The organism is Nonomuraea gerenzanensis, from assembly GCF_020215645.1.
Lineage (GTDB): Bacteria > Actinomycetota > Actinomycetes > Streptosporangiales > Streptosporangiaceae > Nonomuraea > Nonomuraea gerenzanensis.
The window spans coordinates 5,490,139-5,508,901 of record NZ_CP084058.1 but is presented as its reverse complement, the minus strand read 5'-3'; the positions used below and the strand labels follow the sequence as shown (position 1 = coordinate 5,508,901).

The following is an 18,763-nucleotide window of genomic DNA, read 5'->3' as shown; positions in this document are numbered from 1 at the left end:
CGGGCGGGGGACGCGCGTCAGATGTGTTCGATGGACGGCTCGGTGCCCTTCCGGCCGTGCCGGCCCGAGCCCTGCCCACCGTGCTGCCGGATCGTGTTCTGGGCGGGTCACGGCCCGGATCGAGCCGGCACACCGGGCGGAACGCTAACGGTCGAGGGCGTGCAGCGTGTGCGGGAGCGTGCCGAGCGGGACCGCGCCGACCTCCGAGCAGAGCACCACGTCCGCCACCCTGGCCCCGAACAGGTCCGGCACCTGGATGGCAGGCTCCAGGCAGAACGTCATCCCGGCCTCCAGGACCGTGTCCTCACCCGGTCCCTCGAAGAGGCTGAGGCCGATGCCCCGGCCGGCGTGCGGCGAGGCGAAGCGCCCGTACCCGCTGCCGTCGATCATCTCGGTCACCGCCCGGGCGATCTCGCCGGCCGGGACGCCGGGCCGCAGGGCCGCCAGGCCCGCGCGGTGGGCGGCGAGCACCACCGAGTACATCGCCTCGAAGTCCTCCGGCGGCTCGGCCACCACGAAGACCCGGGCCGACTCCGCGCAGTAGCCGTCCCACCGGCCGCACACCGACACTCCCAGCACGTCCCCCGGGTTGATCACCCGTCGCGAGGGCCGGTGCGCGGGCCGCGCCGTGTGCTCGCCGGCGGACACCCGCAGCGACAGCGGCTCCTCGCACCCGGACTCCAGCAGCAGCGTGCGCAGCCGCGCGGCCATCGCCCACTCGGTCTCGCCGAACCAGGCCAGCTCCCGCACCCGCTCCAGCACGCCTTCCGCCGCCGCCACCGCGCGCCGCAACGCGTCGATCTCGTACGGCTCCTTGCGCAGGCGCAGCGGCGCGAGCACCGGGCCGGCGTGGACCAGCTCGGCCTCGATCGCCAGCCCGAACAGCTCGCGCACCCGCATCTCAGGATCGACCCCGACCCGCCGCGCCCCCTGGGGCACCAGCGCGGCCGGGTCGCCGGTCTCGGCCAGGTCGTCCTGGGTGAGGACGAGGAACGGGCCCGGGCCGCCGCCGAGGAAGCGGAAGTCGGGGGACGGCCGCAGCACGAGCGCGTCGATCCCGGCCCCCGCCATGGCCCGCCGCGCCCCGGCGACCCGCGCCGCGACCACTGCCTCGGGCACGGCCACCGCCGCCGGGAGCGTGGCCGCCGCGTCCGGTGCGACCGCCGGGGGTGTGGCCGCCGGGTCGGGGGCGGCGTCCGGCCGGGGGTTCACTTCGGCTCGTGCAGCCAGCAGGCGACCGGCCCGAAGTCCGGCTCCTTGTCGCGGCACACGTCCATCACCAGCGGGCACCGCGGGCTGAACCGGCATCCGGACGGCGGGCTGGCCGGGTCCGGCACGTCGCCGGGCAGCTCCGCCGGCAGCACGCCGAGCCCGTCCGGCTGCGGGATGGCCGCCAGCAGCGCCCTGGTGTACGGGTGCCGGGGGTTCGCCCACACCTCCGCCGTGTCGCCGACCTCGACGATCTTGCCGAGGTACATGACCGCGATCCGGTCCGCGATCAGCCGCACCACCGACAGGTCGTGGCTGATGAACAGCAGCCCGGCCCCCGACTCGACCGCCAGGTCCCGCATCAGCCGGGCCACCTGCGCCTGTGCGGAGGCGTCCAGCGCGGAGATCGGCTCGTCGCCGATCAGCAGCCGGGGCCGCGCCGCCAGCGCCCGCGCGATGGCGATGCGCTGCCGCTGCCCGCCGGAGAACTCGTGCGGGTGCCGCCCGGCGAAGTCGCGCGGCAGGCCGACACGTTCCAGCAGGTCGGCGGGGGACGCGGCGCTGTCGCCGCCGGCGCGCAGGCCGTCGGCGATCTGGTCGCCCACGCGCCGACGCGGGTTCAGCGACGCGTAGGGGTCCTGGAACACCATCTGGATCCCGGTCAGCCTGCGGCGGCGCAGCCCCAGCGGCGTGACGGGCTGCCCGTCGAAGCCGATCGAGCCGGCGGTGATCGGGTTCAGCCCGCAGACCGCGCGGGCCAGCGTCGACTTGCCGCAGCCGGACTCGCCCACGAGCCCGACGACCTCGCCGGGCCGTACGGTAAGACTGGCCCCGGCCACGGCCCGCACGACGGGGCGCCCCGGGGAGCGGTGCTCGACGACCAGGTCGTCGATGGTGAGCAGGTCGTTCATCGCAGCTCCGCATCGGGCAGGGAGTCCAGCAGGGCACGCGTGTAGGCGTGCTCAGGCTCGCGCAGCACCCGGCCGCGCGGCCCGGACTCGACCACCAGGCCGTCCTTCATCACGCTCACCTCGTCGGCCACCGCCGACATGACGCCCAGGTCGTGGGTGACCAGCAGCACCGCGAGCCCCAGCTCGTCGCAGAGGCCGCGCAGCAGCCGCAGCACGCCGGCCTGCACGGTCACGTCCAGCGCGGTCGTGGGCTCGTCGGCGATGAGCACCTGCGGCGAGCAGGCCAGCGCGATGGCGATGGCGATCCGCTGCCGCATGCCGCCGGAGAACTGGTGCGGGTAGCGCCCGTACGCCTCCTCCGGCCCCGGGATGCGGACCTTGGCCAGCAGCTCCACGGCCCGCGCCTTCGCCTCGGCCTTGCCCAGCCCGAGGTGGTGGCGCATGTGCTCGGTGAGCTGCCTGCCGATGGTCAGCATCGGGTGCAGGCTGGTGGCGGGGTCCTGGAAGACCATGGCGATCTGGCCGCCGCGCACCCGGTTCAGCTCCTTGGGCGGCAGCGTCAGCAGCTCGCGCTCGCCGAGCCGGATGGAGCCGGTCGCCCGGCCGCCGTGCGGCAGCAGGCCGAGCGCGGCCAGGCCGGTCATCGTCTTGCCCGACCCGCTCTCCCCGGCCAGGCCGTGCACGCGCCCGGCCTGCAGCCGCAGGTCCACACCGCGCAGGATCTCCTTGCCGCCGATCGAGACGCGCAAATCGGTGATGTCCAGCGTCACAGGGCACGCTCCTTGATCGCGCGGGCCGTGCGGGGGTCGAGGGCGTCGCGCAGCGTGTCGCCCAGGAAGTTGAACGCCAGCACGACGGTCAGGATGGCCAGCCCCGGGAACGTCGCCACCCACCAGCTGTCGAACACCTCCACGCCGGAGGCCACCATCGCCCCCCACTCGGGGGACGGCGGCTTGGCCCCCAGCCCCAGGAACGACAGCCCGGACAGCAGCAGCAGCGCGGTGCCGATGTCGAGCGTGGCCAGCACGAGGACCGGGCCGGTGATGTTCGGCAGCACGTCCACGCGCAGCGAGCGCCACACGGAGAAGCCCAGCAGCCGGCCGCTCAGCACGAACTCCCGCTCGCGCACCCCGAGCACCAGCCCGCGCGTGACGCGGGCGTAGGCGGGCCAGGCCACCACCAGCACGGCCAGCACCGCGTTGGTGAGGCTGGCGCCCAGCGCGGCGGCCACCACCATGGCCAGGATCACGGTCGGGAACGCGAACACCAGGTCCGCCACCCGCATGATCGTCTCGTCCAGCCAGCGGCCGAAGTACCCGGCGCACGCGCCGAGCAGGCCGCCGATCAGCACCGACAGGGCCACCAGCAGCAGCGTCAGCGGGATCGACACCCGGGCCCCGTACATGACGCGGCTCAGGATGTCGCGGCCGAGCTGGTCGGTGCCGAACCAGTGGCCGGGGCCTGGCGGCGCGAGCCGGGGCAGCTCCTGGGCCAGCGGGTCGTGCGGGGCGAGCCAGGGCGCGGCCAGCGCCACGACCACCCACAGCAGCGCGAGCACGGCGCCGGCGACGGCCAGCGGCTGCCGCCACGCCTCGGGCAGCCGCCCCAGGAGACTCACGCGGGTCATTGCAGCCTCACTCGGGGGTCGATGACGCCGTACAGGACGTCCACGACCAGGTTGATGACGAGATAGACGATGCCCACGACCAGGCCGACGCCCATGACGGCGGGCAGGTCGAGGGTGGTGGCGCTCTTGTAGGCGTACTGGCCGATGCCGGGCCAGGCGAAGATCGCCTCGACCAGGACGGTGCCCGACAGCAGGCTGCCGAAGGCCAGGCCCGCCACGGTGATGATGGGCACCAGCGCCGAGCGCAGCACGTACCGGAACAGGATGGTCCTGCCGGGCAGGCCCTTGGCGCGGGCGGCGCGCACGTAGTCCTGCCCGAGCACCTCCAGCACCGCCGAGCGGGTGAAGCGGGTCAGCAGGCCGATCGTGTAGAGGGCCAGCACCAGCGCGGGCGTGATGAGGTGGCCGACGGCTGAGGAGAAGATGTCCCAGCGGCCGGCCAGCACGGCGTCCACCGTCTGCAGCCCGGTGACGGCGGGGGCGCCGCCGAGGGCGGCGTCCACCCGGCCGCTGCCCGGGGTGATCTGCAGGCGGTAGAAGAACACGTAGAACGCGAGCAGCGCCAGCCAGAACGTCGGCACCGAGATGCCGATCAGGCTCAGCACCCGCAGCACGTGGTCGGAGAGCCGGTCGCGGCGCAGCGCGGCCACCACGCCGAACGCCACGCCCAGCACCAGCGAGACCAGGATCGCCGCGCCCGCCAGCTCCAGCGTCGCCGGCACGAACTCGGCCAGGTCCTGGCTGACGGGCCGGTGGCTCTGCTGGCTCATGCCCAGGTCGCCCTGGACCAGGCCCTGCAGGTGGATCAGGTACTGCTGCCAGAGCGGCTTGTCCAGGCCGTGCTCGGCCCGCCACTGGGCGACGATGGCCGGGTCGCCCAGCGCCCGCTGGCCGAGGTTGGCCGCCACGGGGTCGCCGGGGACGAGGTTCGTCAGGACGAACGTCACCAGCGTGATGCCCCAGGCCATCAGCACGGCCAGCAGGACGCGGCGGACGAGGAACCGCGCGAGCGGAGGCACCTCGGACCGCCCCTACTTCGCGCCGAGGTCGGCGACGTCCACGGTCCACACCGGGTGGTACTCCAGGCCGGTCACCGAGGCGGCCGAAACGATGTTCTGGCTCGGCTGGATCAGCGGGATGAACGGCCCGGCGGCGTTGAGCTTGGTCTGGACGTCGGCGTAGGCGGTCTTGCGCGCGTCGTCGCCGATCGTCTCGGCGGCCTTGGCGCCCGCCTCCTCGATCTCCTTGGCCGCGCCCGGCTTCCAGCCGGCCCGCAGGCCGACGGTCTTACCGGGCAGGAAGGCGAGGTAGTCGCTGGGGTCCGGATAGTCGGGGCCCCAGTACCACAGGCCCATCTCCTCCTTGCCGTTGCGGTAGTTGTCCAGCGCCGTGGTGACCGGCGCGGGCTGCAGGTCCACCGTGATGCCGACCTCCTTGAGGTTGGCCTGGATGCGCTCGGCCAGCGGCTGGAACGACAGCCCGTTGACGGTCAGCTCGCTCGGGTACTCCAGCTTCACGGTCGGGTTCGTCAGCCCGCTGGCGGCCAGCGCCGCCTTGGCGCCCTCGACGTCGCGCTTGGCGCCCTGGTCGGCGGGCAGCGCGCCGAGGATCTGGGACGGGATCACGCCCGGCGCCTGGGTCGAGCCCTCGCCGGCCAGCTCCAGCAGGCCCGCGTAGTCCACGCCCTTGCGCACGGCCTCGACGAACTTGGCGTTCGGCGTGGTCTTGCTGATCGCGGAGTCCTGGTTGGCCAGCAGGAAGATGACGTTCGCCGAGGCGGTCTTCTTGACCTGGAGGGTCGCGGGCATGCCGGTGACCTGGTCGCCCGACAGGTTCAGGGCCACCTGGCTGTCGCCGCGCTGGACGTTCAGCTTCTGCGTGGCGGCCTCGACGTTGCGGAGGACGACCTTGTCGTAGGCGGGCTTGGTGCCGTAGTACTTCGGGTTCGCCTTGAGCGTGACCTGGCTGCTCACGTTGAAGGACTCGATGGTGTACGGGCCCGAGCCGGCGGAGTTGGCGTTCAGGTACTGCTCAGCCTTGTCCTGGGCGTCGGTGGTCGCGCCGTTCTGCTTGGCGAGCTTGCTGTTGAGGATGCCGAGTGCCGGGTTCGGCAGGATGAACGGCAGCGCCGGGTTGGCCGTCTTCGACGTCAGCGTGATCGTGGTGTCGTCGGTCTTGGCCACCTCGACGCCGTCCAGCAGGAACGACGGCGTGCCCTTCATGTCGCGCACGCGGGTCAGCGAGAACACCACGTCGTCGGCCGTCACCGGAGTGCCGTCGGCGAAGGTGGCGCCCTGCTTGAGCTTGAGGGTCAGCGTCTTGCCGTCCTCCGACAGCTCGTACGACTCGGCCAGCGCCGGCACCGGCTTGGTCACGTCGGCGCCGTCGAAGGTGAGCAGCGTCTCGTAGACGGCCTTGCCGACGATGAGGCCCGTGGGCTCGTACGTGCGGCCGGGGTCGGCGGTCTTGAGGTCGAAGGACGTGTCGATGACGAGGGTCTTACCACCGCCGCCGGAGGCCGCGGGGGCCTGTGAGTTGCCGCCGCCGCCGCAGGCGGCCAGGGCGAGTGCACCGGCGAGCAGCACGGCCGCCGTCTGCGAGCGGGTCGCCATGAGAGTCCTCCAAAATTGGACGTTCAGCAGAAGGATGTCGAGGATTGTCCGGCAGATCGTCCAGGGACTGTGCGGTCGGCAAGACGTATATAAAGGTCAGTGAGGTAATGATGAGTGAAATTTCCAGAAATGGTGTCAGCGGTGGCGGTCAGCCTGGACGGATCGGCATCGGTCTCGAGCTGGACGACATCCACTTGAAGATCCTTGAGGTCCTGCGCGAGAACGGCAGGATCTCCGTCGCGGCGCTGGCCGAGCGGGTGGGCATCTCCCGGGCCAACGCCTACACCCGCTTCGAGGCGTTGCGTGCCGACGGCGCGATCAAACGGTTCACGGCGGAGATCGACCACGTCAGGACGGGGCTCGGCATCACGGCGCTGATCTTCGTGACCGTGCGCCAGCAGATGTGGAAGCAGTTCAGGGCCGAACTGGCGCGGATGCCGGAGGTGGAGTACTGCGCGATCACCACCGGCCAGCACGACGCGATGATCCAGGTACGGGTCTCCGACGTGGCCGCCGTGCACACCATGGTGACCGACCGGCTGGCCAACATCCCGGCGGTCAAGGCGACCGAAACCGTGTTCATCCTGGACGAGGTGCTCAGGCGGCCGTACGTGCTGCCCAGCGACCGCGACCCGGCCCGTGACCGGCCCCGGCAGCAGCGGCGGCCCGTGCAGGAGGCGCAGGGCGACGTGCCGCTCGGCAAGATGCGCTTCGTCGGCGCCGCCGAGGGCCGGGCCGCCCTGCGCAAGGACGACTAGGCGCCGGTCAGGCGACCTCGGTGCACACGCTCACGTGCAGCGTGTCGTCCCCGTCGAAGCTGAACTCCTCCACCAGGCGCAGCAGCCCGTCGTCGCCGGTCTCGATGCGGCTGCTGCTCTGCCCGCCCGCCTTGCCGCCGGCCTTCAGCGCGTGCGCGTACGCGATCGACACCTGGTCGCCGTCGCGGGTGCCGACGAAGCGCCCGTGGGTCACCGTGTCGCCGGTGTACTCGCCCCACACGACCTCGTCGGCCTCCCAGTACTGGAACCGGGTGGGACTGTCGGGGTTCACCGCGCTCGCCGTCGAGCTGACCATCACGAAGGTACGACCGTTGAGATTCACGCCCCCATGGTCCCTAACATTTCCGAAATATCAGCATGCGGCTGGACATATGGTGAGGGCGTTCTGTCAACGGGCGGAAATCCGTCCAGCCCGGCCCGCGCCGGAGGGCGCGCGGGCGCGGCTCAGTCCATCCGGCCGCACCCGGCCGGCGGCTCGATCGAACCTCCGGCGTGACGCCGCTGGCTCCCGCGGACCGTCGAACCACCACCACGTGATCATCGATGTGGTGGTCAGCCGGCGGGCGGCACCTCGACGACGAAGCACATGAAGCTGATCCCGGAGAACGGCTCAGGAGCGTCCGGCGCGGTCTTCGGCTCGCTGATCGCGCAGAGGCGGAAGCCCGCGCCGGTGAAGGCCTCGGTCATCGCGTGCAACGGCCGCCGCCAGAACACCAGCGGATAGGACTTCCCGCCGAACGTCCACAGGTCGGTGCAGCTGGTGGTCTCGCGGTAGACGGGCCGGGGATCCTCGGCCAGCCAGTCCACGAACGGGTGGTTCACCGACGCGATCAGCCGCCCGCCGGGCCTGAGCACGCGCCGCATCTCGGCCAGGGTCGGCCCCCAGTCCTTCAGGTAGTGCAGCACCAGCGACGCCATCACGTCGTCGAACGTGCCGTCGTCGAACGGCAGCGGCTCCCGCAGGTCGGCCACCCGCAGGTCCGCGTCGTCACCGAGCCGCCGCCTGGCCACCGCCAGCATCCCGGCACTGAAGTCGATGCCGGTGACGACGGCACCGCGCCCGCGCAACTCGGCGGCCAGGGCCCCCGAGCCGCAGCCGGCGTCGAGGATGCGGCGGCCGGCCACGTCCCCGGCGAGGGCCACCATCGCCGGCCGCTCGATGTAGGCGTTGAGAAGACTGCTCTCGTTCTCCGCCGAGTACTCCTCGGCGAAGCTGTCGTAGTCGTTGACCGGAGTCGCCGGGTCGAGGGGCTCGGTCGCGGTCGCGATCCAGTCAGGACGCTGCACGTCGACGGGACGCTCGGGTGTGCCGGTCTCGTTCTCCATCGTCGCAGCCTAACGATCGCCGGTCGCGCCGCGGGAGGTTTCCGACGAGCCGCGGCCTTCGCGGCCCCGCGAACGGACGCCGCGCTGAACGAGCCCCCATCGGCCGCCGGGCATTGCCAGGACCATGATCGCGCCACCATGATCAGGGGCTAGCCGACACCGCATGGAGGAACGACATGCTGACTGTGATCGGCGCGGGTTTCCCGCGCACCGGTACGAGCTCGATGAAGGCCGCACTGGAACGGCTCGGCTTCGGGCCCTGCCACCACATGTTCGACGTCGGGTCCGACCCCGACCGCGCCAGGCGATGGGCGCCCCTGGCCCACAGCGGCACGACGCCGCAGTGGGACCACGTGTTCGAGGGGTTCCGCTCCGCTGTGGACTGGCCCGCCTCGTTCTTCTGGCGGGAGCTGGCGGCCGCGTACCCGGAGGCCAAGGTGGTCCTCACCGTACGCGACCCGGACGCCTGGTTCGCCAGCATGCGGACGCTCATCGCCAACGGCCCGGCCCGCTTACAGGCCGACAGGCTCGCCCCCGAGATGACCGGGCTGGTGGACAACATGACGATCACCCGCCCGCTGCTGGAGCGCATGATCCGGGAGGGGCTCGGCAGCGACCGGCCCTTCGGCGAGGTGCCTGACGAGAAGGACAGCATCGCGGCGTTCGAGCGGCACACGGCCACCGTGCGGGAGAGCCTGCCGGCCGAGCGGTTGCTGGTGTTCGACGTGCGGGAGGGATGGGAGCCGCTCTGCCGGTTCCTGGGCGTGGACGTGCCCGCCGGGGAGCCGTTCCCGCACCTGAACGACAGCAAGGTGATGCAGCAGTCGATCGACAGGCTGATGCAGGGGGAGAACATCGGGCTGCCGTTCCACCCGACCGGCTGAACGCCTTTACGTTGTAGATCAAGAAAGCGGTCAGCTTTTCCGCAGCGTCCGGGTCATGGTGTTGCCCGGATCGCGCGGGTCCGTCGCGCGCACCTGCAGGCTGTCGCCGTCCGGACCCAGCGTGAAGGTGGCCGCACCCCACTGGAACTCGCAGTTCTGCCCGTTGGCGCCGTAGATCCAGCGGATCTCACCCTCGTAGACCGGCCCCTGGCCGGACAGGTGCACCTCGGCGCTGCCCGCGGGGTAGGTGCATCCGCTGTTCGGCTCCACCCAGTCGGACCCGTACCGGCTGCCCTCGTAGTAACCGCCCCCCAGGTCCCGGAAGTCCAGGTACCCGGCCCAGCGGCCGGACAGGTCGGGGGGCGGCTTCGGGGTGACGGTCAGCTGGGTGGTGGCGGAGCGGTCGCCGGAGCGGCCCGTGACGGTCAGGCGGTACGTGGCCGGGCCGGCGGGCGCGTCGCCGCGCAGCGTCACCTGGCCGTTCCGGGCGGCCTGGGCCGTGGCGACGAGAGTGTCGCCGAGGGTGAGGCGTACGGGCTCGTTCGCGTCGAAGCCCGTGGCCACCACCTCGAACGTCGCCTCGGCCTGGACCGAGGACGGCACTCTGGCGAGCCTGATCTGCGGTGCTGGACGCTCGCGGACGTTGAGGGCGGCGCCGGCACGCCGGTCCTGGCTCCTGCCCTGGGCCGTGATCGAGTACGCGCCGGCTGCGGGGATGGCGGCGTCGGACAGCAGCGCTGCGCCCTGGCGGTCGGCGGTGCGGGCGCCGAGTTCGCCGCTTCCGTTCGGTCCCGTCCAGGAGAACGTGATGCGCTCGCCGGGCTCGAACCCCGTGGCACGCACGTCGATCGAGCCGCCGCTCTCGATGTCGTCGTCCGAGAGGGCCAGCCGGGGGGTTCCCGGACGCGGGGTGATGGGGTCGCGGCCCCCGTCCGGCGTGGTGCCCGTGCCCGGGTCGGGCTGGTTCCTGCGGACGGTGCCGACCGGCGAGCGGACGCTGTCGACCGGCGGTAGATCGGTGCCGGCCGGTGGGAGGACGGTGCTGACCGTTGGGCGGACGGTGGCGGGGAGCTGGGGTCCGGCGGCGGCCGGGGTGGCGGCCGCCACCGGTGGTTCCGCCGCGCTTGGGGTGGCCAGGCGGACACCGATGACGGCGGCGGCCGTCACCAGCACCGTGGTGGTGGCCGCGATCGCCATCGTCGGCGCGCTGAAGAGGGATCCGCCCTTGCCGAGGAACGCGATCGCGCCTGCGGCGCCGAGCCCGCCTCCGCCCAGGCCCAGGAGCAGGCCGAGGGCGCGTTCGCGGGTCTTCTCCTCGCGCTCGAAGTAGGCCACGTCGTCGGCCGCGCTACCGGCCGCACCGCTGGCCGCACCGCCGATCGCGCCACCGATCGCGCCGCCGATCGCGCCGTCACCCGCACCGAGGCTGCCGACGGCGTTCGTCGCTGCCGTGAGGCCGAGTGACAGGACCTGGCCCCAGGCGCCCCAGCGCAGGGAGCGGCCGAGCAGCGGCGCGGCGGCCCTGGCCAGGGCCCGCGCGGGATCGTGCGCCTCCTCACGCAGCGCCGCCCGCAGCACGGCGACGATGACGGCGGCGCTCGCCGCCACCTCGGCCCGACCCGCGGCCCGCACCCAGGCGGCGAGCCGGGTGGCGTAACCGGCGGCGTCCCGCCTGCCGTCCGGGACCGGGGTGCCGTCGGGCAGGACGTGGCCGGGACCGGCGGGCTCGGCCAGGCGCAGCCGCCGCAGCTCGGCGAGCGCGGCGTCCGCGTCCTGCGGGGAGGGCAGGCAGGCCAGCGCGGCCAGCGCCGGCGCGGAAACCGGCACGCCGGGCAGCGCGGCCAGCGCGCGCACCGCCGCGGAGCTGTCGCCGTCCAGGGACGCGACCGCGGCGCGGGCTGCGAGATCGGGATCGCCCGCCACAGGCAGCACACCGGACGTGCGCATCAAGGCGGCGGCCTGGAGCAGCGTCCGCGGATGACCGTCCGCGGCCCGGCACAACCCGCGGATGGCGGCGGCCTCCTCCCCGCTCAGGGCACCGGCCGGGTCCGCGGTCGCCTCGGCCGTGGTCAGGGCCACGGCGTCGGCCTCCGCCAGCCCCCCGAGCGGCAGGACGTGGCCCTCCGCCCCCAGCAGCCGCCGCGTCGAGGCGATGAGCAACGCGGCACCGGGAGTGGCGTCGAGCAGTTGCTCCAGCGACTCGGCCGACCCCTCGTAACCGTCGATCACGACGAGCGCCCGCACCTTGCCCATGAGCCGGCGCAACCGCTTGGGCCCCGGCAGGTGATCAGGGCTGTCGTAGCAGGCCTCGAACAGCTCCTGGACGATGTCCTCGGTCTCCAGCCCGGCAGCCGACAGGAACACGACGTCCTCACCGGCGTCCGCGGCGTCGCAGGCGATCCGGCGCAGCACGGCCGACTTGCCGATGCCCGGCGGCCCGTGGACCAGCACGGGAGCGCCGCGCTCGGCGAGCCAGCCGCGGATCCGCGCCAGCTCCCGGTCGCGGCCGACCAGCTCGCCGGCGCTCGCCGGCAGGAAGCGCGGGTCGGGATGCTCCCGCTTGCGCACCGGCACCGGACCGCCCTCCCGCTCGCTGACGATCGTCCGTTCATCGGTGTAATGGACGATGTTGTTGTCCCCCACGAGCACGGTTCCGTTGTTGTCGCCGCCGACGTTCACGTGGATGGCGTCAGAATCTGACATTTCCCCTCCCATTTTCTCTGCGATTTACTGGCGGCGGCCGGACGACGTCATCGCGGCTCCGATCGCCGAACGCGGGCGACATTGTGATCGCCGACGATCAGGTTGCCGTTGTTGTCACCGCCGACGCGCACGTTCGTCCCGCCCGTGGCGCGGTCGCGTAGTTCGCGGAGCAGTCCGGCGATCTCCTCCGTGTCCTCCGGCCGCCTTGTGAGCAGCTCGACGATCCGTCCCTGCCAGTGGCCCGTCATGACGAAGGCGGGGACCTCGTTGCGGCGGAGGGCCAGGCCGGACCGTTCCAGAGCGGCCTCCTCCACCGGTACGCGCCCCGGATCGCCGCCGCCGAGGACCCGGGCGATCCGGGCCCGCGCGCTCGTCCAGCCGTCCGAGACCATCGCCTGCACGAGCGCCTCCGCCGTCGCCCCGGCGAGGGTCAGCAACTCCGCATCCATCGCCACCCCACTTATTGCAAGCGGCAAATAACCGCTTTTACGGAAATCTCCGGAAAAGCAGGAAAGGGCGTCGCCTGGTAGCGCCGTCATTCGCCGGACAGCAGCCTCGTCCCTGTCTTCATGGCGAAATTGAACCTCGCATCCGGCGTCCGGCACGGTGGTCGCGGACTACCCGTACAACTCCGTACAGGCGCGTCTCAGCATCGACCCGGTGGTGAGCGCGAGAACGGCCAGGTCCCTCACGGCCCGCTGTGGATCAGCGGAGCCCATAGATCGGCCCGGTCGGGGTGGCGGGCGCGAGCTGGAAGGCGGAGGCGAGCTGGATCACCTCGTCGGCGAGCCGCCTGCCGCGGTGCGCCGTGGAGCAGGCGGACAGGTAGGCGTGCTCGGGGCGGTCGAGCCGGAGCCTGCTGATCTCGGGGATCGCGAGAGTTCCGTCATGCAGCGATCCGATCAGCCTCGCCGAGGGTGCGGAGCTCACGTCTCTCGTGCGCAAAGGTCGTTGAGCGACGAGGTGTGCCTGATGCGCCGCAGTGCGGCGGGATGAGCCGAGGTCCAACCGCACGGCGGCGCAGGAGGTGACGGCGGGCACCCACGTTCGCCGCACCCTGGTGAGCGGGCGGGATCAGGGACGCTGGTAGAGGTCCGGGATGCCGTCGTGGTCCGAGTCCGCCGTCTCGGACAGGTGGATGCGCCGGTAGACGCGCGCACGCAGCCGGAGGATGACCGTGGCCACCAGGGCCGCGGACAGGGAACCGGCCAGCACCGCGATCTTGACGCGCGCGTCGCCCTCCCCCGCGCCGAACGCCAGCTCCCCGATGAGCAGCGAGACGGTGAACCCGATGCCGGCCAGGATGGCCAGCCCGACCATGTCGATCCAGGCCAGCCCTTCGTCCAGGTCGGCCCGGGTGAAGCGGGCCACCAGCCAGGTCGCCGCCAGGATCCCGACCGGCTTGCCCACCAGCAGCCCCGCCACGACCCCCATGGCCACGGGGTCGCTCAGCGAGTCCGCCAGCCCCGCCAGACCACCGAGGCCGACACCGGCGGAGAAGAACGCGAAGACGGGCACCGCCACCCCGGCGGAGAGCGGCCTGAACCGGTGCTCGAAGTGCTCGGCCGGCCCGGGGCCGTCCGACGTGCTCCTGGACAGGACGGGGACGGTCAGCGCCAGCATCACCCCGGCCACGGTGGCGTGCACTCCCGAGGCGTGCACCAGCGCCCAGCAGGCGAACGCGAGCGGCAGCAGCGACCACCACGCCCGCACCCCGCGCCGCACCAGAACGGCGAACACCACCAGCGGCACCAGTGCCCCGACGAGCGGCAGCAGGGCCAGCTGCGAGGTGTAGAAGGTGGCGATGATGAGAATGGCGATCAGGTCGTCCACCACGGCCAGGGTCAGCAGGAACGTCCGCAGCGCGTCCGGCAGGGAACGGCCGATCACGGCGAGCACCGCCAGCGCGAAGGCGATGTCGGTGGCCGTGGGGATCGCCCACCCTTCGGCCGCCGCCGGACCGGCGATCGCCAGGTACACCAGCGCCGGCGCCACCACGCCACCGACGGCCGCGGCCACCGGCACCACGGCCCGGCGCACGTCACGCAGGTCACCGGCGACGAACTCCCGCTTGAGCTCCAGGCCGGCCACGAAGAAGAAGATCGCCAGCAGCCCGTCGGCGGCCCAGGTGGCCAGGTCCAGGTTCAGGTGGAGTGCGGCGGGTCCGACCTCGATCGCGCGCAGGTCCTGGTAGGCCGTCGCCCAGGGCGAGTTGGCCCAGATCAGCGCGGCGACGGCGGCTACCAGCAGCAACACCCCGCCGATGGTCTCCTTGCGCAGGATGTCGGCGATTCGGCGTGCTTCGGGCCAGGTACTGCGGTTGAACAGGCGGAAGGCGCGCTCGCCGGTGGTGCCGGGCATGAAGTGTCTGCTCCTGGGTCAGGGGTCGGGTCAGCTACTCGCCGACCAGACTTCCCGGCACACCCATCAAAAACGTATCAGAACACATAAGAGCGACATAACGGGCGAGCCGTGCGTGATGGCTTATCGGCCATGGCCGACGAACCTGCCTTGCGCACCGAGGAGCCGGCTTCACCTGGGGAAAGGCGACGCGCCTGCTCGCCGTCTCCGCCGTCCGGCCGATCGCCGCAGGCGGTGGCCGCGGTGGAGCAGCGCGCCGGCACTCTGGCCGGCATGCCTCGCGCGTGTGAGCGCGGGAAGTGGTGGCGCTCCTCCTGGCCGGGCACGCGCACGTGCGCGGCCACCTGGGGCTCAGGCGCCGGAGGCGTGTCATCGGCTCGTAAGGTTTGGCCCGGCCGCGTCGGCCTATTCTCACGACGTGGTAGCGATTCGAGTGATGGCCGCTGTCGCGGCGGCCCTGTCATTGGCTGCGTGCGGCACCTCCGGTGAGGCGGATGGCGGCGGTGCGCCGTCACAGGCGTCCGTGGCGCCGACCACCCCCTCCCCCGCTTCCGAAGCGGCGGCGCCGAGCGAGGCAAACGTCCCAGACGTCCTACGGTTCAGCGCCACCACGCTGGACGGGCAGAAGTTCGACGGTGCGAGCCTGGCGGGCAAGCCGGTCGTGTTCTGGTTCTGGGCGCCGTGGTGCCCCAAGTGCCAGTCGGAGGCCCCGGCCGTCAAGGCGGCCGCCAAGAAGCACGCGGATGTCGCCTTCGTGGGCGTCGCCGGGCTGGACAGCCCGGCGGCGATGAAGGACTTCGTGCGGCGTACCGGGACCGGCGGCTTCGTGCAGTTGTCGGACGAGAAGGGCGCGGTGTGGACGCGGCTCGAGGTCAGTCAGCAGTCCACGTTCGTGTTCATGAAGCCGGACGGGTCCACCACGAAGGCCTCGGGGCCGCTCGGCTCCGAGGACTTGGAGCGCCATGTCGCCGACCTGCGCGCCGCATGACGCCATGACGGAACCCCGTGCACCGCGTAACGCCATGACGGAACCCCGCGCACCGCGTAACGCCCTGTCGGAGCCTCGCGCACCGCATCACGCCCTGTCGGAGCCTCGCGCACCGCATCACGCCCTGTCGGAACCCTGCGCGCCACGTCGCAGTCGCACCCCGGCCGTCCCGTGATCGGTGAGCTGCCGCTGGCGCTGGCCCTGAGCGCGGGCCTGGTGGCCGCGTTCAACCCCTGCGGGTTCGCGCTGCTCCCGGCGTACCTGACGATGCTGGTCACCGACGGCCAGGCGGCGGGCGGCGGCCCGGTGCGGCGGGCGCTGCTGCTCGCGGTGGCCATGACGGCGGGGTTCGTCACGGTCTTCGGCGTGTTCGGGCTGGTGGTGACGCCGCTGGCGATCTCGGCCGGCCGGTACCTGCCGTGGGCGACGATCCTGATCGGGCTGGCTCTGACCGGGCTGGGGGTGTGGCTGCTGACCGGCCGTGAGCTGCTGATCCGCGCGCCCCGGCTGGGCACCGGCAGGCCCGCCGCTTCGTTCGCCTCGCTGTACGGCTACGGCCTGAGCTACGCCGTGGCCTCGCTGTCGTGCACCGTCGGCCCGTTCCTGGCGGTGACCTCCGCCGCGCTGGCCGCCGGCGGCTTCACGGGCGGCCTGTTCGTCTTCGTCGCCTACGGCGTCGGCATGGGCCTGGTCGTGGCCGCGCTGTCGCTCACGGTGGCGCTGGCCCGCTCGGCGGTCGTCGCCCGTACCCGGGCGGTTCTCCCCTACGTGTCGCGCGTCAGCGGTGCGCTGCTGGTCCTGGCCGGCCTGTACGTCGCCTACTACGGCTGGTACGAGCTGCGCGTCTACGCGGGCGCCTCCCCCAGCGACGCGATCATCGACGTCGCGACCGAGGTGCAGGGCGCCGTGGCGCGATGGCTGGACTCCCTGGGCGTGGTGTGGGTCGTGGTCGCGCTCGCGGTCCTGGCCGTGATCGCGGTGGTCAGGGCCCGCGGACGGCGCCGCGCACGCTGAGCTGGACGCCGCGTGCAGCCCGACCATACCCCTAGGGGTATAGTGCAGGCATGGAACTGAACGAGAGCATGGTGGGCGACGCCTTGACCCGGCTCAAGCGGGCCCACGGCCAGCTGGCCGGAGTCATCGCGATGATCGAGGCAGGCGAAGACTGCACCAAGGTCCTCACCCAGCTCGCAGCCGTCTCCAAGGCGCTCGACCGGGCCGGCTTCAAGATCGTCGCCACCGGCCTGCGGCACTGCCAGGACGCCGACAGGCGCGGCGACGAGCCACCCATGAGCGTCTCGGAGCTGGAGAAGCTGTTCCTGGCGCTCGCCTGACACCCCGGCGGCCGCGGGACGTCCGTGGCCGCATATTTTTGACCCACATATACCCCGGGGGGTATAAATATATGGATGTCATCTCCTTCCGGACGCCCGGCCTGGGCGACCAGACGTACCTGCTGACCCACGACGGCCGCGGAGTGCTCGTCGATCCCCAGCGCGACATCGGCCGCTTCCTGGACGCCGCCGCCGAGCGGGACGTCGAGCTGCGGTTCGTGCTGGAGACACACCTGCACAACGACTACGTCTCCGGCGCCGAGCAGGCTGCCCTGCGCACCGGCGCCGAGCTGGTGCTGCCCGCCGCCGCGGCACCCGCCTACCGGCACACGCCCGCCTTCCATCTGGAGGACCTCGACGGCGGCGGCGGCCTGACCCTGCGGCCCGTCCACACGCCAGGCCACACCCCCGAGCACACCAGCTACCTGGTGCTCATCGACGGCGAGCCGGTCGCCCTGTTCTCCGGCGGCAGCCTGCTCGTCGCCTCGGCCGGCCGTCCCGACCTGCTCGGGCCCGAACGCGCCCGGTCCCTGGCCCGCCTGCAGCACCGGTCGCTGCGCCGGCTGGCCGCGCTGCCGCCCGGCCTCGCCCTCTACCCCACCCATGGCGAGGGCTCGTTCTGCACCGCCACCGGCGCGGGCCGCCTGACCTCCACCATCGGCACGGAGCTGCGGGACAACCCGCTGCTGGCCGTCGACGACCCGGAGCAGTTCGCCGACACACTACTGGCCGCCGCGATGCCCATCCCCGCCTTCTACCGGCACCTGGGCCCGGCCAACACCCTCGGCGTGCCGCCCATGCCGCCCGTCGTCGTGCCCGACCTCGACGAGCCCATCGGTCAGGCGGTGGACCTGCGACCCCGGCACGTGCAGGCGCGCGGCATGCTGCCCGGTTCGTACGGCATCGAGCTGGACGACGACTTCGGCAGCTGGACCGGCTGGCTGGTCCCCCGCGGCGAGCCGATCACCCTGGTCGCCGAACCGGGTCAGGACGTCACCGAGGCCGTGACCCAGCTCGCCCAGATCGGCGTCGACACCGTCCAGGGCGTCGTCCGCGACCTCGGCGAGGCCGCCACGCAGACCTACCGGCTCACGGACCTCCCCGCCTTCGTCGAGCTCTTCCGGACCGGCGCGCAGCTCCTGGACGTGCGGATGCCCGGCGAACGGGAGCAGCTCCGGCTGGCGGGCGCCGTCGAGCGGTTCCTGCCCGACCTGTTCACCCAGGGCGTCCCCGCCGAGCTCGACCCGGAGCGGCCGGTGCTCGTCGCGTGCGCCTCCGGCCGCCGCGCCGCCATCGCCGCCGGCCTGCTCGCCCGCGAGGGCTACCGGCCGATCGTGCTCACCGGAGCAGGCGTCCCCGACGTCGCCGCCGCCCTCGACCAGCGCAACTGAAGGAGCCCACCCCCTTGTCCTCCATCGACGCCGCCTCCGCCCGCTCGCTGATCGCCGCGAACCCGGACGTCCTCGTCGTGGACGTGCGCACCCCGGCCGAGTTCGGCACGGCGCACATCGACGGCGCCGTCAACCTGCCCCTCGACCAGGTCGACGCCCACCTGCGGCGGATCGTCACCGACGCGGGCGGCCTCCTGCTGCTCATCTGCCAGTCCGGCAACCGCGCCGAACGCGCCAGGGCGGCGCTCAGCGACGCCGGCCTCTCCGACGTCGCGGTCCTGGACGGCGGCATGAACGCCTGGATCGCGTCCGGAGCCCCGGTCAACCGCGGCCGGGCGCGCTGGCCGCTGGAGCGCCAGGTCCGGCTCGTCGCCGGCGGGCTCGTGCTGGCCGCGGTCGTGGCGAGCCTCTGGATCCCCGTCGCGCTGGCCGTGGCCGGGCTCGTCGGCGCGGGCCTGACGTTCGCGGCGCTCACCGACACCTGCGCCATGGGCCTGCTGCTGGCCAGGCTGCCCTACAACCGCGCCGGCGGCGTGGACGTCGAAGCCGCGCTCACCCGGCTGCGCGGCTCCAGAACGGGCGGTTGAGCCCGTCCCGGTGCTGGTCTACCTTGCCCGGGCCGGCGCCGGACGGAAGTG

At 72.7% G+C, this 18,763-nt stretch carries 19 protein-coding genes; 7 read left to right on the top strand and 12 right to left on the bottom strand.

The features are described 5' to 3' along the window. Positions 1-144: 144 nt before the first annotated feature. The 6 genes from LCN96_RS25820 to LCN96_RS25795 are packed head-to-tail and all read right to left on the bottom strand — an operon-like array spanning position 145 to position 6,359. Complete coding sequence (locus LCN96_RS25820) at positions 145-1,212, bottom strand: M24 family metallopeptidase (RefSeq protein WP_225275464.1); 1,068 nt, start codon at positions 1,210-1,212, stop codon at positions 145-147. Beyond that, positions 1,209-2,120 carry an ABC transporter ATP-binding protein gene (locus tag LCN96_RS25815; protein ID WP_225275463.1) on the bottom strand — a complete coding sequence of 304 codons (912 nt, stop codon included), beginning with the start codon at positions 2,118-2,120 and terminating at the stop codon, positions 1,209-1,211. Before LCN96_RS25815 ends, LCN96_RS25820 begins: the two co-directional genes overlap by 4 nt. Continuing rightward, positions 2,117-2,890, bottom strand: coding sequence for an ABC transporter ATP-binding protein (locus tag LCN96_RS25810; RefSeq protein WP_225275462.1), 774 nt, complete (start codon positions 2,888-2,890; stop codon positions 2,117-2,119). Before LCN96_RS25810 ends, LCN96_RS25815 begins: the two co-directional genes overlap by 4 nt. Then, positions 2,887-3,747 carry an ABC transporter permease gene (locus LCN96_RS25805; protein WP_225275461.1) on the bottom strand — a complete coding sequence of 287 codons (861 nt, stop codon included), beginning with the start codon at positions 3,745-3,747 and terminating at the stop codon, positions 2,887-2,889. The genes LCN96_RS25810 and LCN96_RS25805 overlap by 4 nt, the downstream gene beginning before the upstream one ends. Beyond that, the gene (locus tag LCN96_RS25800; RefSeq protein WP_225275460.1) at positions 3,744-4,766 is read right to left on the bottom strand and encodes an ABC transporter permease; all 1,023 of its coding nucleotides are present in this window, start codon (positions 4,764-4,766) and stop codon (positions 3,744-3,746) included. The genes LCN96_RS25805 and LCN96_RS25800 overlap by 4 nt, the downstream gene beginning before the upstream one ends. Positions 4,767-4,778: 12 nt before the next feature. Further along, positions 4,779-6,359: an ABC transporter substrate-binding protein gene (locus LCN96_RS25795; protein WP_225275459.1), complete on the bottom strand. Its 1,581-nt coding sequence runs from the start codon at positions 6,357-6,359 to the stop codon at positions 4,779-4,781. A 107-nt stretch (positions 6,360-6,466) separates the two neighbouring features. Here LCN96_RS25795 and LCN96_RS25790 point away from each other — a divergent pair, with 107 nt between their 5' ends. Continuing rightward, positions 6,467-7,117 (top strand): Lrp/AsnC family transcriptional regulator, encoded by a 651-nt coding sequence (locus LCN96_RS25790; protein ID WP_311131911.1) that lies wholly within the window; start codon positions 6,467-6,469, stop codon positions 7,115-7,117. 7 nt (positions 7,118-7,124) lie between these two features. On the opposite strand, the gene LCN96_RS25785 is transcribed toward LCN96_RS25790, so the two are convergent. Beyond that, positions 7,125-7,460, bottom strand: a complete 336-nt coding sequence (locus LCN96_RS25785) for a hypothetical protein (RefSeq protein WP_225275458.1) — start codon at positions 7,458-7,460, stop codon at positions 7,125-7,127. A gap of 230 nt (positions 7,461-7,690) precedes the next feature. Beyond that, complete coding sequence (locus LCN96_RS25780) at positions 7,691-8,464, bottom strand: class I SAM-dependent methyltransferase (protein ID WP_225275457.1); 774 nt, start codon at positions 8,462-8,464, stop codon at positions 7,691-7,693. 176 nt (positions 8,465-8,640) lie between these two features. On the opposite strand from LCN96_RS25780, the gene LCN96_RS25775 reads away from it, so the two are divergent. Beyond that, the gene (locus tag LCN96_RS25775) at positions 8,641-9,348 is read left to right on the top strand and encodes a sulfotransferase family protein (protein WP_225275456.1); all 708 of its coding nucleotides are present in this window, start codon (positions 8,641-8,643) and stop codon (positions 9,346-9,348) included. Positions 9,349-9,378: 30 nt separating this feature from the next. On the opposite strand, the gene LCN96_RS25770 is transcribed toward LCN96_RS25775, so the two are convergent. The 4 genes from LCN96_RS25770 to nhaA form a co-directional block, all read right to left on the bottom strand. Then, positions 9,379-12,051 (bottom strand): AAA family ATPase, encoded by a 2,673-nt coding sequence (locus tag LCN96_RS25770; protein WP_225275455.1) that lies wholly within the window; start codon positions 12,049-12,051, stop codon positions 9,379-9,381. A 47-nt stretch (positions 12,052-12,098) separates the two neighbouring features. Further along, positions 12,099-12,500: a hypothetical protein gene (locus LCN96_RS25765; protein ID WP_225275454.1), complete on the bottom strand. Its 402-nt coding sequence runs from the start codon at positions 12,498-12,500 to the stop codon at positions 12,099-12,101. 256 nt (positions 12,501-12,756) lie between these two features. Further along, positions 12,757-12,981, bottom strand: a complete 225-nt coding sequence (locus LCN96_RS25760) for a CHAT domain-containing protein (protein ID WP_397351721.1) — start codon at positions 12,979-12,981, stop codon at positions 12,757-12,759. Positions 12,982-13,125: 144 nt separating this feature from the next. Beyond that, positions 13,126-14,412: a Na+/H+ antiporter NhaA gene (gene nhaA, locus LCN96_RS25755; RefSeq protein ID WP_225275453.1), complete on the bottom strand. Its 1,287-nt coding sequence runs from the start codon at positions 14,410-14,412 to the stop codon at positions 13,126-13,128. Positions 14,413-14,848: 436 nt separating this feature from the next. Between nhaA and LCN96_RS25750 the strand changes: the two genes are divergently transcribed. The 5 genes from LCN96_RS25750 to LCN96_RS25730 all read left to right on the top strand — a co-directional run bounded on the left by LCN96_RS25750 (position 14,849) and on the right by LCN96_RS25730 (position 18,712). Next, complete coding sequence (locus LCN96_RS25750; protein WP_225275452.1) at positions 14,849-15,400, top strand: redoxin domain-containing protein; 552 nt, start codon at positions 14,849-14,851, stop codon at positions 15,398-15,400. Positions 15,401-15,571: 171 nt separating this feature from the next. After that, entirely contained in the window at positions 15,572-16,414 is an 843-nt protein-coding gene (locus tag LCN96_RS25745) for a cytochrome c biogenesis CcdA family protein (RefSeq protein ID WP_225275451.1), read from the top strand. A 50-nt stretch (positions 16,415-16,464) separates the two neighbouring features. Further along, positions 16,465-16,734, top strand: coding sequence for a metal-sensitive transcriptional regulator (locus LCN96_RS25740; RefSeq protein WP_225275450.1), 270 nt, complete (start codon positions 16,465-16,467; stop codon positions 16,732-16,734). Positions 16,735-16,805: 71 nt separating this feature from the next. Further along, positions 16,806-18,125 (top strand): MBL fold metallo-hydrolase, encoded by a 1,320-nt coding sequence (locus tag LCN96_RS25735; protein ID WP_225275449.1) that lies wholly within the window; start codon positions 16,806-16,808, stop codon positions 18,123-18,125. 14 nt (positions 18,126-18,139) lie between these two features. After that, entirely contained in the window at positions 18,140-18,712 is a 573-nt protein-coding gene (locus tag LCN96_RS25730; protein WP_225275448.1) for a rhodanese-like domain-containing protein, read from the top strand. Positions 18,713-18,763 lie beyond the last annotated feature (51 nt).

Excerpts from the sequence above, each read along its gene's own strand:
- LCN96_RS25795 (WP_225275459.1), bottom strand. The coding sequence starts at position 6,359 with ATGGCGACCCGCTCGCAGACGGCGGCCGTGCTGCTCGCCGGTGCACTC.
- LCN96_RS25815 (WP_225275463.1), bottom strand. The coding sequence starts at position 2,120 with ATGAACGACCTGCTCACCATCGACGACCTGGTCGTCGAGCACCGCTCC.
- LCN96_RS25790 (WP_311131911.1), top strand. The coding sequence starts at position 6,467 with ATGATGAGTGAAATTTCCAGAAATGGTGTCAGCGGTGGCGGTCAGCCT.
- LCN96_RS25805 (WP_225275461.1), bottom strand. The coding sequence starts at position 3,747 with ATGACCCGCGTGAGTCTCCTGGGGCGGCTGCCCGAGGCGTGGCGGCAG.
- LCN96_RS25750 (WP_225275452.1), top strand. The coding sequence starts at position 14,849 with ATGGCCGCTGTCGCGGCGGCCCTGTCATTGGCTGCGTGCGGCACCTCC.
- LCN96_RS25765 (WP_225275454.1), bottom strand. The coding sequence starts at position 12,500 with ATGGATGCGGAGTTGCTGACCCTCGCCGGGGCGACGGCGGAGGCGCTC.
- LCN96_RS25780 (WP_225275457.1), bottom strand. The coding sequence starts at position 8,464 with ATGGAGAACGAGACCGGCACACCCGAGCGTCCCGTCGACGTGCAGCGT.
- LCN96_RS25770 (WP_225275455.1), bottom strand. The coding sequence starts at position 12,051 with ATGTCAGATTCTGACGCCATCCACGTGAACGTCGGCGGCGACAACAAC.
- LCN96_RS25740 (WP_225275450.1), top strand. The coding sequence starts at position 16,465 with ATGGAACTGAACGAGAGCATGGTGGGCGACGCCTTGACCCGGCTCAAG.
- LCN96_RS25775 (WP_225275456.1), top strand. The coding sequence starts at position 8,641 with ATGCTGACTGTGATCGGCGCGGGTTTCCCGCGCACCGGTACGAGCTCG.
- LCN96_RS25735 (WP_225275449.1), top strand. The coding sequence starts at position 16,806 with ATGGATGTCATCTCCTTCCGGACGCCCGGCCTGGGCGACCAGACGTAC.
- nhaA (WP_225275453.1), bottom strand. The coding sequence starts at position 14,412 with ATGCCCGGCACCACCGGCGAGCGCGCCTTCCGCCTGTTCAACCGCAGT.